This is a genomic window from Polaromonas sp. (assembly GCF_036676035.1).
Taxonomy (GTDB): domain Bacteria; phylum Pseudomonadota; class Gammaproteobacteria; order Burkholderiales; family Burkholderiaceae_C; genus Polaromonas.
Genome location: NZ_JAKFDR010000114.1, coordinates 21,672 through 36,997, shown reverse-complemented (window position 1 = coordinate 36,997; position 15,326 = coordinate 21,672). Strand labels below are relative to the sequence as shown.

12 protein-coding genes are annotated in these 15,326 nt (G+C 66.7%); 3 read left to right on the top strand and 9 right to left on the bottom strand.

Translation table 11 applies throughout. From position 1 onward, the window contains the following. Positions 1-216: 216 nt before the first annotated feature. The gene (locus tag V6M61_RS17555; RefSeq protein ID WP_332777883.1) at positions 217-1,635 is read right to left on the bottom strand and encodes a peptidylprolyl isomerase; all 1,419 of its coding nucleotides are present in this window, start codon (positions 1,633-1,635) and stop codon (positions 217-219) included. Further along, positions 1,628-4,069, bottom strand: coding sequence for an LPS-assembly protein LptD (locus V6M61_RS17550; protein WP_332777882.1), 2,442 nt, complete (start codon positions 4,067-4,069; stop codon positions 1,628-1,630). The genes V6M61_RS17555 and V6M61_RS17550 overlap by 8 nt, the downstream gene beginning before the upstream one ends. Positions 4,070-4,177: 108 nt before the next feature. On the opposite strand from V6M61_RS17550, the gene V6M61_RS17545 reads away from it, so the two are divergent. The 3 genes from V6M61_RS17545 (at position 4,178) to V6M61_RS17535 (ending at position 7,715) form a co-directional block, all read left to right on the top strand. Then, a complete protein-coding gene (locus tag V6M61_RS17545; protein WP_332777881.1) occupies positions 4,178-5,404 on the top strand; it encodes an aminoglycoside phosphotransferase family protein in 1,227 nt (408 codons plus the stop codon). Positions 5,405-5,489: 85 nt separating this feature from the next. Then, positions 5,490-6,260 (top strand): 16S rRNA (uracil(1498)-N(3))-methyltransferase, encoded by a 771-nt coding sequence (locus V6M61_RS17540; RefSeq protein ID WP_332777880.1) that lies wholly within the window; start codon positions 5,490-5,492, stop codon positions 6,258-6,260. 129 nt (positions 6,261-6,389) lie between these two features. Continuing rightward, positions 6,390-7,715, top strand: coding sequence for an MFS transporter (locus tag V6M61_RS17535; protein WP_332777879.1), 1,326 nt, complete (start codon positions 6,390-6,392; stop codon positions 7,713-7,715). A gap of 203 nt (positions 7,716-7,918) precedes the next feature. Here V6M61_RS17535 and V6M61_RS17530 read toward each other — a convergent pair whose 3' ends face one another. The 7 genes from V6M61_RS17530 to denD all read right to left on the bottom strand — a co-directional run bounded on the left by V6M61_RS17530 (position 7,919) and on the right by denD (position 15,306). After that, positions 7,919-8,815, bottom strand: coding sequence for an alpha/beta hydrolase (locus V6M61_RS17530; protein ID WP_332777878.1), 897 nt, complete (start codon positions 8,813-8,815; stop codon positions 7,919-7,921). Positions 8,816-8,856: 41 nt separating this feature from the next. After that, positions 8,857-10,356: a M20 family metallopeptidase gene (locus tag V6M61_RS17525; RefSeq protein ID WP_332777877.1), complete on the bottom strand. Its 1,500-nt coding sequence runs from the start codon at positions 10,354-10,356 to the stop codon at positions 8,857-8,859. Between the two features lie 116 nt (positions 10,357-10,472). Beyond that, positions 10,473-11,336: an archaetidylserine decarboxylase gene (gene asd / locus V6M61_RS17520; protein ID WP_332777876.1), complete on the bottom strand. Its 864-nt coding sequence runs from the start codon at positions 11,334-11,336 to the stop codon at positions 10,473-10,475. Between the two features lie 149 nt (positions 11,337-11,485). After that, positions 11,486-12,295 carry a 2-oxo-tetronate isomerase gene (gene otnI, locus V6M61_RS17515; protein WP_332777875.1) on the bottom strand — a complete coding sequence of 270 codons (810 nt, stop codon included), beginning with the start codon at positions 12,293-12,295 and terminating at the stop codon, positions 11,486-11,488. Positions 12,296-12,302: 7 nt separating this feature from the next. Next, positions 12,303-12,995 carry a class II aldolase/adducin family protein gene (locus V6M61_RS17510; RefSeq protein WP_332777874.1) on the bottom strand — a complete coding sequence of 231 codons (693 nt, stop codon included), beginning with the start codon at positions 12,993-12,995 and terminating at the stop codon, positions 12,303-12,305. After that, positions 12,992-14,275, bottom strand: coding sequence for a 3-oxo-tetronate kinase (otnK, locus tag V6M61_RS17505; RefSeq protein ID WP_332777873.1), 1,284 nt, complete (start codon positions 14,273-14,275; stop codon positions 12,992-12,994). Before otnK ends, V6M61_RS17510 begins: the two co-directional genes overlap by 4 nt. Beyond that, positions 14,275-15,306 carry a D-erythronate dehydrogenase gene (gene denD, locus V6M61_RS17500; RefSeq protein ID WP_332777872.1) on the bottom strand — a complete coding sequence of 344 codons (1,032 nt, stop codon included), beginning with the start codon at positions 15,304-15,306 and terminating at the stop codon, positions 14,275-14,277. The genes otnK and denD overlap by 1 nt, the downstream gene beginning before the upstream one ends. Between the last annotated feature and the right edge of the window lie 20 nt (positions 15,307-15,326).

Sequence of the window (15,326 nt, the reverse complement as noted above, 5' to 3'; positions counted from 1 at the left end):
AGTTGCGCCCGCCAAAGTTGGGGCCGCTCTCCGACAGGTTCAAGCAATTTTCTGGCGAGCCGCGGCCTGCAAGGCCTCGAGAGCTACACGCAGTGAGCGAGCGTGGGGGCTCTTCATCCCAGCAGGGGCCGCGGGACTGGCTTTGCCAGACCGCAGGCGCAGCGGCCCCCTCGGGGGGCAGCGCAGTACACGCAGTGACAAGCGTGGGGGCTACATTCACTGCGGCGGCTCGCGGTATTCCACATAAGCGCGGCCGCGCACTTCCTGCGCCCAGACGACATAGGCCTCGTCGAGTTTTTTCTCGCGCACGAGGCTGCGTGCGACCTCGCGCTGTTCGCGTTGCGACAGCTGGGCCTGGCGCCGCTCCATCACCTGGATCAGGTGCACGCCAAAACGCGAGACCAGCGGGTCGGAAACCTGGCCGGGCGCCAGGGTGTTCAGGACCTGCTCAAACTCGGGCACAAACATGCCGGGGTTGGCCCAGCCCAGGTCGCCGCCCTCCTGGGCCGAGCCGTCCTGGCTGTTCTCGCGGGCCAGAGCGGCAAAGTCGGCCTGGCCGGCAGCCAGGCGTTTCTTGAAGTCGGCCAGGCGCGCCTGGGCCTGGGCTTCGCTCAACTGGGCGCTGGGCCGAAGCAAAATATGGCGGGCCCGGGTCTGCACGATGTTGGCGCCCGGCGCGCCGCCCTGTTTCTTTTCAATCACCTTGAGCACATGAAAGCCGGCGCCGCTGCGAACCGGCCCGGCCAGCCCACCGGCCTGCAGATTCTGGGTGGCTTCCACGAACAGCGCCGGATAGCGGTCTGCGCTGCGCAGGCCCAGCTGTCCGCCGACCGCGCGGTCGGGCGCCTCGGAAACCTCACGGGCCAGTGCGGCAAAGTCGGCGCCCGCGCGGGCACGCTCCAGCGCCGCCTGCGCCTTGGCCTGCAGCGCCGTGATTTGTGCCGGGCTGGCATTTTCAGGAACGGCCACCAGAATCTGGGCCAGGTTGATTTCCGGCGCGGCCGATCCGGCTTGGCCTTCCTGCTCGCGCAAAAACTCGTCGATGTCCTGCTCGCTCACGCGCACCCGCTGCTCGACCTCGCGCTCCCGCACACGGACCAGCATGAGCTCATCACGCAAGGTTGACAGAAACCGGCTGTAGGCAATGCCATCGGCCGCGAGACGGCGGCGCAGTTCGGCAATGGACACCTGGTTTTGCCGGGCCACCGTCGCCACCGCCTCGTCAACCGCATTGTCATCCACCCGCACGCCCGAGGCGCGGGCCTGCTGCAGTTGTGCCCGGTCGTTGATCAGGCGTTCCAGCACGTCCCGCGCCAATTCCTGGCGGGACGGCAAGGGCACGCCTTGCTGGGTCAGCTGCTGCTCGGCACGGATCAGCCGCAGACGCACTTCGTTGTTGGTCACGGGCTCCGAGTTGACCACGGCCACAATGAAATCCGCCTGGCGCTGTACGCCCTTGCCGAGTCCGGCCACTGCGGCATTGCTGGCGGGCAGTTCCGGCTGGCGCAACGGGCCCAGCTGGCCGGCCGGCTTGAGGCCCTGGGCCTGCGCCAGCGCGGCGGGCAAGGCCAGCAGCAAAGCCAGGGTGATCTGGCGACCCGGAAAAAGACGGGCGAAGAAGGGATAGTTAGTCATAAGTGGTGAAACGGCTAGGCGGATCGGTTTTGTCGCGCAGGAACTGGTAGCGCGGAATGTTTGATTTCAGGGTTTGCAGGGGGTTCGCACCCAGGCGGGAAAAACCGACGAATTCCAGCTGGAACAAAATGCGGGTGTTGGCCGTGGCGGTGCTGCTCTGGGAGCGCTGCATCACGACCCGGCCAATCCAGCAACAGCCATCGTACTCAAAGCCGATCACGGCATCAACCAGCTTTTTGTCGGGCACGCTGTAGTTCAAGCGGCCCACGCTGTACCAGCGGCCACCGCCCTGGCCGCGCCCGGCGCCCAGGTCCTGGCCTTTGTCGCCCCACAAGTCGTTGATGGGCCATTGCCAGCCGACATCGAACTGCTGGCTGACGTTGCGCTGGCGGCGAAGGGCGGCGCTGATCACACGGTAATTGCTGGGGCTGTAGCGCGCGCCCAGCGTGGTGCGCTCCGACTGGCCGGTTTTGGGGTTGTACTGGGTGGTGCCGTCAAACGACCATTGCGGCACCCAGTTCAGCGACGCGCCGAACAGCACATCGCTGAAGCGGTCCACCACCGGCTGCCCGCCCGGCAGGGTGACCCGCTGGTCGGAGAACCGCAGGCGCTGCGCCACGCCCAGGCGCACGGCTTCGGCGCCGGTCGCCGGATCGAGCAGGCGTGAGGTCAGGCCCAGCGTGAGCAGGTTGGCGTCCGAAATGCGGTCGTTGCCGACAAAGGCGTTTTCGGTGAACACCGTGGCGAAATTGAAGTCGTTGGCGCCCGAGTCGTAGTTGGGCAGCAGGCTCTGGTCGCGGTAGGGCGTGCGCACGTAAAAAGCCCGCGGCTCCAGCGTCTGGGTGAAATTGCGGCCGAAAAAGCGGGTGTCGCGCTCAAACTGCAAACCGCTGTCCAGGCTGAAGGTCGGCACGGCACGCGACGCCGACCGGCTGCCATTGGCCAGCGGTGCATCAAACTGGTAGCTGGCGGCATGCAGCTGCAGCTTGGGCGTGATGTACCAGCCCGGCGTGATCCAGGGACGGCTGATCTGCGCGCGGGCAAAGGCCCGGTCGGCGTTGGGCTGGCCCGTCAGGCGGCTGACGGAGGAAAAGCGCGTGTAATCCCCGTCCAGCGACCAGTCGAACCCGCCCAGATTCGCCAAGCCGGCCAGCGGTGCATTGACGCGGGTGTAGCTCGCCGTGAGCTGGGGCAGACGGTCGTAGGGCGGCGTGATGGGGGAGCTCACATCCTGCAGCGTCTGCCACTTGAGCGCCCGCGCCGAGGTCGAGAAAAAGCCCTGGCTCCAGCTCACACTGCCGTCATTGGCCAGCAGGCGCTGGGTCAGCGAGCTGCTGCTGCGGGGAAAATCCCGCCAGTAGTTGTTGTCACTGGCCCGGTTCAGGTTGAGGTTGAAACCGACATTGCCAATTCTGGACAACCCGGTGTTATAGGTGCCGCTGTGCTGCAAGGCATAGGTCCAGCGGTTGCGGTCGCGCAGCCGGTCGCCGGGCATCAGGCTGGTGCGCAGCTCGCCCTTGTAGTCCCGCTCCAGATAGCGGAACTCCGCACCCAGATCAACGCCGCGCTTGCTCATGAAAGTCGGTGACAACGTGGCGTCCCGGTTGGGCGCGATGTCAAAGTAATACGGCACCGTGACCAGGGTGCCGCTGGTGCTGTCCAGATCGAAGGTCGGCGGCAGCACCCCGGATTTGCGCTTGTCGCTGAGCGGAAAGCTCATGGTGGGGAAGGCCAGGATCGGCACATTCTTGAAGCGCAGCACCGCTCCGGTGGCTTCGCCGGTTTCCTCTTCCAGATCGAACTTGATGCTCCGGGCCCGCATCACCCAGGCCGGCTCCCAGCTGGCCTCGTTGCCACGCTCGCAGGTGGTGAACGTGGCATTGCGCGCAACCAGGTGCTTGTCGTCAAGGAAGTCGACGCGGTCGGCCCGGCCATGGCCGCCATTGACCAGAAACTGGTACTCGGGCTGGCTGAAAAAGCCCTCGAAGGTGTCGAGCTTGATCTCCAGCTCGGGGCCGCGGAACCGGTTGCCGGCATTGTTGATGCGCACATTGCCGCGGGTCTTGACCGTATCTGTGGGCTGGTAATACTCCAGCCGGTCGGCGCGTATCGACGTCGCGCCGCGGCGCAGCTCGGCGTTGCCGTCAATGATGGTTTCCAGGTTGGGGCGGCCCGAGATCCGGTCGCCAAAGACAAAGGTCGGCAGCTCGTTGCCGGGCCCGCTGGGCGGCTGCTCGGCCAGCATGGCCGAGCCCTTGAGCCTGACCGGGCCGTTGCCGGCCGGCCCGGCGGCTGGGGTGTTCAACTCGGAGGGCAGGGGCTGCCCGTGTGCCGACCCGCCATACCCCAGCCCCAGCGCGGCGCAGGACACCAGACTGAACACGGCGTGGCTTACCGGGGAAAGAAGAAAAAGCGAGCGGGATGCACGGCGCATCGTTGGTATGAGATAAACCCGTTTGTAAAATCAGGCCTGATTATCCATGACCACCCACCCCACCAGCCCGCGGCCTGAAGCCTTTGCCGCAGGCAGACGCCCGCCACCATGACCAATGCCACCATCGCCTGGGCCGACCCCGCCCGCGCCAGCGCTTTTGCCCGCTGGCTGGACGCCACCGCCCTCACGCACGCGCTGCAGCCCGAAACCGTCCGGCTGGCCTCGGCCGATGCCAGCTTTAGGCGCTATTTCAGGGTCGACACGGCGGCCGGTGATTCAAGCCGCATCATCATGGATGCGCCACCGGCGCAGGAAGACTGCAAGCCCTTTGTGAAAGTGGCGGCCCTGATGGCCGACGCCGGCCTGAACGCGCCGCGTGTGCTGGCCTGGGACGAAGCGCAGGGCTTCATGCTGCTCAGCGACCTGGGCCACCAGACCCTGCTCGATGTGATCAACCCACCGGCCGGGGCCCTGGCCACCGCCACCAACGCCCAGGCCTGCCACGATCTGTACATGGACGCGGTGGAGGCGCTGATCACCTGGCAGCTGGCCTCCAGGCCGGATGTGCTGCCGCCCTATGACGACGCCCTGCTGTCGCGCGAACTGGCGCTGTTTCCCGACTGGTACGTGAACCAGCACCGCGGCCTGGCCGGCGACACCGTGCTGCACGGCAAGCTCGAGGCGCTGTTTACCCAGATCAAGGCCAGCAACCTGCAGTCCCTGGGCGGCGCGCGGGTCTACGTGCATCGCGACTTCATGCCGAGGAACTTGATGGTGGCGCAATTTTCCGACGGGCCGCCCCTAGGAAAATTAGCCCCTGAGGGGCTGACGTCCGCGGCTCCAAGCCTGCCTGCGCAGGCTGGGACGGACGGAAGGGCCGCTGCGTCTCGCAGTGGCACGTCCAGCGCCGTACGCGAAGCGACAAGCGTGGGGGCCTTGGGAATCCTGGACTTTCAAGATGCGGTCTACGGCCCCATCACCTACGACATTGCCAGCCTGATGCGCGACGCCTTTTTGAGCTGGGAAGAAGATTTCGTGCTCGACGTCACCGTGCGCTACTGGCAGAAGGCGCGCCAGGTGGGCTTGCCGGTCGGTGATGACTTTGGCGAGTTTTACCGCGCAGTCGAGTGGATGGGGCTGCAGCGCCACCTCAAGGTGCTGGGCATTTTTGCGCGCCTGACGCTGCGCGACGGCAAACCCAAGTACCTGGCCGACACGCCGCGCTTCATCAAATACGCCCGCAGCACCGCCGCGCGCTACCGCCAGCTCGGGCCGCTGATGGTGCTGCTCGACCAGATCGAAGGCGACGAAACCCGGGTCGGCTACACTTTTTAAGCCAAATAGGGCTCCAGCCCATGCAACGCCCGCACAATCAGCTATTAAATCAATAGCAAAAACAACGGCCCGCCCCTTCAAACCCATGCCCGCCCGCTTCTACGCCGACCTGCCGCTGCACCCGGGTGCCTCCGTGAGCCTGCCCGCCCACGCGGCGCGCCATGTGCAGGTGCTGCGCCTGCAGCCGGGCGAGCGCATCACGCTGTTCAACGGGCTGGGGGGCCAGGGCCTGGGCGATGACAGCACCGAAGGCGAGTTTGAAGCCACGATTGAGCGCATGGGCCGCAGCGAGGTGCAGGTCCTGGTCGGGGCCTACAGCGCCACCGCGCGCGAGGCCGGCCGTGCGGTGCACCTGGTGCTGGGCATGCCGGCCAACGAACGCATGGACTGGCTGGTGGAAAAAGCCACCGAACTGGGCGTGGCCAGCATCCAGCCCCTGATGGCCGAGCGCTCCGTGCTGCGCCTGACGGGCGAGCGGGCCGCCAAAAAACTCGCGCACTGGCGCGGCGTGGCGATTGCCGCCTGCGAGCAGTGCGGCCGCAACCGCGTGCCGGTGATTCATGAAGCGCTTGCCTTCGCGCAGTGGGCCGCCGCCCTTCAGCCTGAGAGCCCCGCCGCCACCCGGCTGCTGCTGTCCCTGCGGCCAGGCACCCAGCCGCTGGCACAGCTTCTGCCTGCCCACCCCGCCGCCGGCCCGGTGACCTTTCTCAGCGGCCCGGAAGGCGGCCTGTCGGCGGCGGAAGAAGACGCTGCCATGGCGGGCGGCTTTGCGCCCGTCACGCTGGGCCCGCGCGTGCTGCGCGCCGAAACCGCCCCGCTGGCCGGCTTGTCCCTGCTGGTCCTGACCCCGCCCTGAGCGGCTGTCAACCGGTGAGCAACGCTTGAGCGTCACCGCGCTCACGTAAGATGTGCTGGGCGCCATGCGTCGAGATGTCAAAGCGGGCGGGCTGGTCGCCGGCTAAATCCCGCGACCATTCAAAGCTTCATGAACCGTAACCTCTGGCTCCTGGCCATCTGCCAGGGCTTGTTTCTCACCAACAACGTCACCTTCATCGCCATCAATGGGCTGGTGGGCCTGAGCCTGGCGCCGCTGGGCTGGATGGCCACGCTGCCCATCATGGCTTATGTGGTGGGTGGCGCGCTGTCGACCGCTCTGGTGGCCAGAACCCAGAGCCGCTTCGGGCGCAAAATCTCGTTTCAGCTGGGCTTGGCTGTGGCCTGCGCCTCGGCATGGCTGTGCGCCTATGCGGCCTACGGCAAAAACTTCTGGCTGCTGGTGGCCGCCACGGTGGTGGCCGGCTATTACAACGCCAATGCACAGCTGTACCGTTTTGCGGCGGCCGAGCTGGCCGCGCCGGCATTTCGTGAAAAAGCGGTCTCGCTGGTGATGGCCGGCGGCCTGATCGGCGCGGTCGCCGGCCCGAACCTGGCCGCGCACACCCGCAGCCTGACCGACGTGCCGTTTGCCGGCGCCTACCTGGCCCTCAGCGCCGTGGCGCTGCTGTCCATGGGCTTGCTGGCATTCATCCATTTTCCGCCGGCCGAATCCGGCGGTGGCCACGGCCGCCGCGCCGGGCCGCCCCAAGCAAGGCCAGCCCTCTCGGGGCTGACGCCCGCGGCTCCAAGCCTGCCTGCGCAGGCTTGGTCGGGCGGAAGGGCCGCTGCGTCTCGCAGCGGCACGTCCAGCGAAGTACACGAAGTGACGAGCGTGGGGGCGCATGAAAGCCGGCCGTTGGCCGAGATCATGCGCCAGCCCGTGTTCCTGGTGGCCGCCGCCGCGGGCGCGCTGGGCTTTGGCGTGATGAATCTGCTGATGGCGGCCACGCCGATTGCCATGCAGGTCTGCGGGCTGTCGTTTTCGGATACGGCACTGGTGCTGGAGTGGCATGTGATCGGCATGTTTGCACCGGGTTTTTTCACCGGGCATCTGATCAAGAAGTGGGGAGCCCTGACGATCATGGCCGTCGGCCTGGCGCTCAATGTGCTGTGCGTGCTCATTGCCTTGTCGGGCGTGGACCTGCACCAGTTTCTGCTGGCGCTGTTTTTGCTGGGCCTGGGCTGGAACTTCCTGTTCACCGGCAGCACCACGCTGGCGCTGACCGCCTACCGCCCGGAAGAAAAAGACCGGGCACAGGGCGCCTTGAACTTCTGCGTGTTCGCCGTGCTGGCCCTGTCCTCACTGGCCTCGGGCGTGCTGGTCACCACGCAGGGCTGGGCACTGCTCAACCTGGGCGCGCTGCTGCCTTTGGGCCTGACCGCTCTGGCGTTGGGCTGGTTTGCCATGGGGCAACGCAGGCCGCAGAACGTTTGACCGTCACTTACTCAGCAGTCCGTCACGAAGGCGACGCCACCCATGCTGTCATTCTGAGCAACGCGAAGAATCTTGGCCAGCATGCCGAGATCCTTCGCTGCGCTCAGGATGACAAAGTATGTCGCACACTACTTTCGGACTGCTGAGTAAACAGCTGTCGGCGCACAATACACGCCGGGTAACGGCCTTCTTTTACTTCAAAACTAGAAGCGCGCATCCAGCCAGGCCTTGAGCGTGGCAAACACGGGCGTCGCGTCGACCTCGTTGAAGATCTCGTGGTACAGCGCGTCAAAGCACCTGGTGGTCACGGTCCCGGGTTTGACGCTCGCCGAGCGGGCCACGGCCTGCGCAAAAGCGCGGCTGCCAGCGGGGTTGACGAGTTTGTCGGCACCCGCATAAATCAGCAGTGTGGGCGTGCGCCAGTGAGCGGCCGCGGCCACCGTGGCCGGGCCGCCGGTGGCGATAAAGCGGGCCAGCCGCGACGAGATTTTGCTGTGCACCAGCGGGTCGGCCAGGTATTTTTCAACCACTTGCGCCTTGTGCGACAAATAGCGGGCGTCGAGCCCGTTGTTGACGCACAGATTGGGCGCGATGTGGGGCAGCGTCGCGACCAGCAGTTTTTGCAGCGGATTAAGCCCCGCATCCAGCGCCGGCGAGGACATCACCAGCCCGTCCACCGGCCGCATGTTCAGCGCCACGAAACGGCTCGCCACCAGGCCGCCCATGCTGTGCCCCAGCAGGATGAAGGGCAGGGGTTTCGCCGGGTCCACCTGCGGCAGGCGCGCGCAGCGCAGGCGCGTGTCATCGACTACTTCCGCCAGATCGTCGAGCAAGGCCGCGTCGCTGGGCAGGGCGCCGCGCGTGCCGCCCGATTCGCCATGGCCGCGCTGGTCGTAGGCGCGCACGGCAAAGCCCCAGTCGAGCAGCTGGCGGGCTATATGCTCGTAGCGGCTGGCGTGCTCGCCCAGGCCGTGAACAATCAGCACCACACCGCGCGGCGGCGGTGCGCCGTGCTCTTCCCAGGTATCAATCGGCCACTCGTACATGGCCAGGTTCTCGCCATCGCGAGCGGTGAAGGGGGCCAGGACCGTAGCGTTCATGAATTCGGGCGGTGAGATTGAAAAAGGGCGGAATCCTGGGATCAGCCGGGCAGGCTGGCCATCACATGCGCCACGGCAGCGGTAAGTTTTTTGGCGTAAGGCACGTTCAAAAACTCGTTGGGCCCATGGGCATTGCTCTTGGGGCCCAGCACGCCGCACACCATCATTTGCGCTTTGGGGAAACCCTTGCTGAGCATGCTCATCAGCGGAATCGTGCCGCCCTGGCCAATGGTGCCGCAGGGCGCGCCGTAGCAGGCCTGCGAGGCGTCGTTGAGGGCTTTTTCAAACCACGGGGCGGTGCTGGGTGCATTCCAGCCGGTGGAGCCGCTGACGCCGTCGAAGGTGACCCTGGCCTGGTAGGGCGCGTTGTCTTCGAGCAGGGTTTTGAGCTCCTGCACCGCCTGGGCCGCGTCAACCAGCGGCGGAAAGCGCAGCGACAGCTTGAAGGCGGTGTAGGGCCGCAGCACATTGCCGGCATCCTTGAGCGCCGGGAAGCCCTCGGCCCCGGTCACGCTCAGCGTCGGTCGCCAGGTGCGGTTAAGCAGCGCCTCCACCGGGTCGGTGGTGGTCGGCAGCGCAAAAGAGCCCGCGCCTTCGCAGTCGTAGTGCGCCCACGGAAAGCGCTTGTAAATCTCGTCGCCCAGGATTTGCGCGGTGGCCTGCGCCTGCGCCAGCCGTTCGGCCGGAATCTCGCAGTGAAAGCTTTGCGGCAGCAGGCGCCCGGTCTTGCTGTCCTCCAGCCGGTCCAGCACCTGGCGCATGATGCGAAAGCTCGAGGGCACCAGCCCGCTGGCGTCGCCCGAGTGCACACCCTCGGTGAGAATTTCAACCTTCAGTACGCCGGCCGCATTGCCGCGCAGGCTGGTGGTCAGCCACAGCTGGTCGTAGTTGCCGGCGCCCGAGTCCAGGCACACCACCAGCGCCACGTCGCCGAGCCGGCTGCGCAAGGCGTCGACATAGGGCAGCAGGTCGTAGGAGCCGCTTTCCTCGCAGGTTTCAATCAGGCCGACGATGCGCGGGTACGCCACGTTCTGGCTCTTGAGGGCCTGGATCGCGGCGATGCTGGCGTACACCGCATAACCGTCGTCGGCACTGCCGCGGCCATAGAGCTTGCCGTCTTCGTATTTGGGGGTCCAGGGGCCCAGGTCATTGCGCCAGCCGTTGAACTCGGGCTGCTTGTCGAGGTGGCCGTACATCAGCACAGTTTGCGTGCTGCTGGCCGGCGTTGCGCCCTCCGTCGCGCCTGAGGAGGCCGGCACTTCAAAAAACAGCACCGGCGTGCGGCCCGGCAGCTGGATGATCTCCAGCGTCAGTCCCGCCACGTTTTGCGCCTTGACCCAGTCCGCTGCGGTGCGCAGCACGCGCTCCAGATAGCCCAGCTGGGCCCAGTCTTTCTCGAACATGGGCGACTTGGCCGGCACGGCAATGTAGTCGGTGAGCTGCCTGACGATATCGCCGTCCCACTTGGCGGTGACTTCCGAGAGGGCCTGGGCGGCATTGAGGATGCTGGCGGGAATTTCGCGGTGCAAGGGGGCGTTCATGAGGGACTCCGGCAGTTGGGCAGGCACAGGCGCGACGCGGCCCGTCCTGGTTTTTTCTATCACCGCGTACTGTACCCTTGTAACAGGCGCTGCGCCACCGCCCACGGCCGCGCGGGTCAGGTCACAGCGCTATAGCTGGCCATGGCTTCGCCGAGCCGTATCTCCCGCCCGGGCGCCCAGGCGGGGTTGAACTGCAAGGGCCCCTTGGGGAACAGCATCACCACGGTGGAGCCGAGCAGGAAGCGCCCCATTTCCTCGCCCCGCTTCAGGGTCACGGGTGCATCCTGGGCATCCTGGTAGCGCCAGTCGCGCATGTCCTTCACGCGCGGCGGGTTGACCACGCCGTGCCACACGGTGGCCATGCTGCCGACCACCGTGGCGCCCACCAGAATCAGGACAAACGGGCCGCGCGCGGACTCAAACACGCAGACCACGCGTTCGTTGCGCGCAAACAGGCCGGGCACGCCGCGCGCCGTGCGCGGATTGACTGAAAACAGCTCGCCCGGCACATGGATCATGCGCGTCAGGCGCCCGTCGCAAGGCATGTGGACGCGGTGGTAGTCCTTGGGGCTCAGGTAGAGCGTGGCAAAGCTGCCGTCCTGGTACTGCGCCGCCAGCGCCGCATCACCGCCGACCAGCGCAGTCGTGGAATAACTATGGCCCTTGGCCTGAAAAATCTGGTCGTGCTCAATCGCACCAAACTGGCTGATGGCACCGTCCACCGGGCAAATCAGGTCGGCCGCCGCCAAGGGCCGCGCACCGGGTTTCAGGGCGCGGGTGAAAAAGTCATTGAAGGTGGCGTAGTGGGCGATGTCGCTCTCAAGCGCCTCGTCCATGTTGACCTGGTACCTGGCGACAAAGCGGCGAATGATTTCAGTGGTGACCCAGCCGCGCTCACGCCCGGCCACATAGCCTGCAAACGCCGTGAGCGCCAGCTTGGGGATGAAGTATTGGAGCAGGGCGGCTAAACGGTCTGACACGGGCGCTACCGGTAGTGAAAAAGATAGCGCGATTCTATCGGGGCGCTCCAAACCCCCCGTCATTCCCGCGAAGGCGGGAATCCATGCGGCAGCTCATTGATGACAGGGGAATGAAGCCCGAGACGAGCGCCCGCCAGAGTCCACCCAAATCAGCGCCAGGGCTTCAACCAGCCCAAGCCCGCCGAGGTGCCGCCGGGCTGCGCGCCGCGCGCGGGCCGGTATTCGCAGCCGACCCAGCCGGTCCAGCCGCATTGCCGGGCGACCTCGTCGATCAGCTTGAACAGGTAGGGGTAGTTCATCTCGCCCACGTCGGGCTCGTGCCGCTCGGGCACGCCGGCGATCTGAAAATGGCCGACGCGGCCGGTGGGCAGGTACTGGCGGATCTTCATCGCCACATCGCCCTCGACGATCTGGCAGTGGTAGAGGTCGAACTGCACCTTGACGTTGGGCGCGCCGATCTCGGCGATCAGTTCATGCGCATGGTCCTGCCGGTTCAGGAAGAAGCGCGGGATGTCGCGGGTGTTGATCGGCTCGATCAGCAAGTCCACGTTCTGCTTCGCGGCCTCGGCCGCAGCCCAGCGCAGGTTGCTCACATAGGTCGGGCGCACCGCATCGCGCTCCACGCCGGCGGGCACGAGGCCGGCCATGACATGGACGCGCGGGCATCTCAGCGCGGCGGCGTAGGCCAGCGCCTTGGCCATGCCTTCGCGGAACTCGGCCTCGCGCCCCGGCAGGCAGGCCAGGCCGCGCTCGCCTTGGTCCCAGTCGCCCGGCGGGGCGTTGAACAGCACCTGCTGCAGGCCGTGGGCTTTCAGGCGCGCAGCGAGTTCCTGCTGGTCGCAGGCGTAGGGAAACAGGTACTCCACGCCCTTGAAACCGTCCTTGGCGGCGGCTTCGAAGCGGTCGAGGAAGTCCAGCTCGGGGTAGAGCATGGAGAGGTTGGCGGCAAATTGAGGCATTGTGTTTTCACCAGCGCGCGCCAAAGGTCTGGCGCAGTTCGTCGATTTGGGTTTCAGTCAGCGGCTCGGGTTTCGGGTGGGCCAGCAAGCAGAGCCTGGCGGTTTCTTCAAGTTCTTCGAGGGTGGCCATGGCCGCGGCCGGCGTCTGGTGCCAGACGTTGGGACCCAGGCGCTCCAGCATCACGGCGCGGATCGGTGCGCCTTGTTCGCCATAGCGGACTATGGTTTGCGCCACCAAGGCCGCCGCCTGCGGGTCGCCGGGGCGGTGATAGGGAATCAGCGGCACATGGCCAACCTTCATCACGAAATAAGGCGTCACAGCGGGCAACAACTCCCGCTGTTTGTCAGCCTGCGGCAGCAGCTCGGCACCCGCGGCCTGCAGGCTCAAGCCCACGCAGTGCGTGCTGTGGGTGTGGATCACGCAGCTTGTCTGTGCATCAAATCGGGCCGCAGCCCGATAAATACCTGCGTGAAGCGCTATGGTTTTGCTAGCAGGTTCGCCGCTGAACTGTTTGGCGCTGGCGTCCAGCCGCGCCAGTTTGGCCGGGTCGAGAAAGCCCAGACAGGCATCGGTGGGGGTGATCAGGAAACCATCGTCCAGCCGCACGCTGATGTTGCCGGCCGTGGCGTGCACATAGCCGCGCTCGAACAGGCTTTGGCCGATGCGGCAGATTTCTTCGCGGGCCTGGTTTTCAGTCATTGCAGCATTGTGAAGGCTTGGGTGAAGAAGTCGTCGCTGCCGAAGTTGCCCGACTTCAAGGTGATGTGCACACCTTCTCCGGCAGCCGCTTCGGACGACGCATGGCACCAGGGCACGCCGGGATCGATTTGCGGGCCGATCTTCATTTGCGTGATGTTCAGCGCCTGCACGCAGGCGCCCGAGGTCTCACCGCCGGCCACCACCAACTGGCGCACACCGCGCTGCACCAGGCCGCGCGCAATCGCCGCGACGGTGCGCTCGACCATGGCGCCGGCTTCCTCGACGCCCAGGCGGCCTTGCACCGACTTCACCGCGTTCGAGTCCGCCGTGGAATAGACCAGCACCGGACCTTTCTGAATCAGCGGCTCGGCCCAGGCCAGCGCTTCGGCGGCAACGTCTACGCCGGCCGCGATGCGCAAGGGGTCTATGCCCAGCGCCGGGCGCCCGGCCTTGATGAAGGCCAGCACCTGGCGGTTGGTGGCCAGCGAGCAGCTGCCCGACACCACGGCCTGCAGGCCCGTGGCGGCCGGCAGCTCGCTGGCATGGGAGGACGGCGCGATGCCGAAGTTGGACGGCAGGCCGATCGCCACCCCCGAGCCGGCCGTCACCAGCGGCATGCCCTTGAGCGCCGGGCCCAGCCGCAGCAGGTCGTCGTTGGAGAGTGCATCGACAACGGCAAGGCCCACGCCCTCGCCGCGCAGCTGGGCTATGCGCGAGCGGATCGCGGCCTCGCCCTGGGCCACGACGCGGTAATCGATCAGGCCCACCTTGCGCTCGCATTGCGCCTGCAGCACGCGCACCAGGTTGGCGTCGGTCATCGGCGTGAGCGGATGGTTCTGCATGCCGCTCTCGCTGAGCAGCGTCTCGCCCACGAACAGGTGGCCCTTGAACACGCTGCGCTGGTTGTCGGGAAAGGCCGGCGTGGCGATCGTGAAGTCCCCACCTTCCACGTTCGCCAGCGCGTCCATCAAGGCCTCGGTCACCGGGCCGATATTGCCGGCCGGTGTGCTGTCGAAGGTGGAGCAGTACTTGAAGTAGATTTGCTGCGCACCCTGGTCCTGCAGCCAGCGCAGCGCGGCCAGCGACTGCTCCACCGCTTCGGCTTTCGCGATGGTGCGCGACTTCAGCGCGATGACCACAGCGTCGGCATCGGCAGCGATGGGTTGCGATGGGATGCCAATGGCCTGCACCACGCGCATCCCGCTGCGCACCAGGTTGTTGGCCAGGTCGGTGGCGCCGGTGAAGTCGTCGGCGATGCAGCCGAGAAGAATCTTGCTCATCACAATTCTTGTTGCAGCCCTGGTTGCAGCGCCAGCTTCACGGCGCCCGGGTTTTCACGCACATAGTCGCGGATCACGGCTTCGAACCCGGTGTCGGCCTGCAGGCCGATCGCCTGGGCACGCGCCGTTTCGACCCGGCTGGGCCAACTGCCGACGATGGCCTTGATGCCTTCGTCGATGTCCCAGTCAAGCAGCGCCGTGGCGGCGGGCCCGGCCACGCGCTCCAGCGCCGCGGCCATCTCGCGCACCGTGGTGGTCAGCGCCGGCAGGTTGACGGCCGTGCGGGCGCCCCATTCGGCGCCGCTCGCCTGGGCGGCGCGCAGCAGGCCGCGCACCGTGTTGGCCGGCGAGGACAGCGCCACCGCCGTATCCGGCGGCACCGGCACCGTGGCCCGCACGCCCGCGAGCGGCTCGCGGATCATGCCGCTCAGGAAGCTCGACGCCGCGCCGTTGGGCCGGCCCGGGCGCACCGACACCGTCATCAGCCGCACGCTGCGGCCCTGCACAAAGCCCTTGCGCGTGTAATCGGCCACCAGCTGCTCGCCCATGAATTTCTGCACGCCGTAGCTGCCCTGCGGTGTGGGCAGGGTCGTGTCTTCGATCACGGCCGGCAGCGGCTGCTCGGGCGAATTGCCGAACACCGCGACCGAGCTCGAAAACACCAGCACCGGCTTGGTGCCGAGCGCGCGACAGCCTTCGAGCAGTGCGCGCGTGGCGTCCAGATTGCTGCGCATGCCCAGGTCGAAATCGGCCTCGCATTCGCCGCTGACGGCCGCGGCCAGGTGAAAGATCAGCGCGGTGCCGGCAAGGGGCAGTTGCCCCTTTTCCAGCTGCTCATTGAGGTCGCCGCCGGCGAAGGCAATGCGCGGGTCCTGGGCCAGGTCGTCGGGCGGCGGCACGCGGTCGGCCAGCGTGATGCGCGTGATGGGCTGGGCAGCCGCGCCCGCAAGCGACAGCGTGCCTTGGGCCAGCAGGGTGCGCGCCAGCCGCGCGCCGAGAAAGCCGCAGCCGCCGGTGATCAGGATGTTCATGGGATGGTTGTCTTTCATGC

Bases quoted from the DNA above. Each gene is read 5' to 3' on its own strand.
- V6M61_RS17555 (WP_332777883.1), bottom strand. From the start codon at position 1,635: ATGACTAACTATCCCTTCTTCGCCCGTCTTTTTCCGGGTCGCCAGATC.
- V6M61_RS17550 (WP_332777882.1), bottom strand. From the start codon at position 4,069: ATGCGCCGTGCATCCCGCTCGCTTTTTCTTCTTTCCCCGGTAAGCCAC.
- V6M61_RS17545 (WP_332777881.1), top strand. From the start codon at position 4,178: ATGACCAATGCCACCATCGCCTGGGCCGACCCCGCCCGCGCCAGCGCT.
- V6M61_RS17540 (WP_332777880.1), top strand. From the start codon at position 5,490: ATGCCCGCCCGCTTCTACGCCGACCTGCCGCTGCACCCGGGTGCCTCC.
- V6M61_RS17535 (WP_332777879.1), top strand. From the start codon at position 6,390: ATGAACCGTAACCTCTGGCTCCTGGCCATCTGCCAGGGCTTGTTTCTC.
- V6M61_RS17530 (WP_332777878.1), bottom strand. From the start codon at position 8,815: ATGAACGCTACGGTCCTGGCCCCCTTCACCGCTCGCGATGGCGAGAAC.
- V6M61_RS17525 (WP_332777877.1), bottom strand. From the start codon at position 10,356: ATGAACGCCCCCTTGCACCGCGAAATTCCCGCCAGCATCCTCAATGCC.
- otnI (WP_332777875.1), bottom strand. From the start codon at position 12,295: ATGCCTCAATTTGCCGCCAACCTCTCCATGCTCTACCCCGAGCTGGAC.
- V6M61_RS17510 (WP_332777874.1), bottom strand. From the start codon at position 12,995: ATGACTGAAAACCAGGCCCGCGAAGAAATCTGCCGCATCGGCCAAAGC.
- otnK (WP_332777873.1), bottom strand. From the start codon at position 14,275: ATGAGCAAGATTCTTCTCGGCTGCATCGCCGACGACTTCACCGGCGCC.
- denD (WP_332777872.1), bottom strand. From the start codon at position 15,306: ATGAACATCCTGATCACCGGCGGCTGCGGCTTTCTCGGCGCGCGGCTG.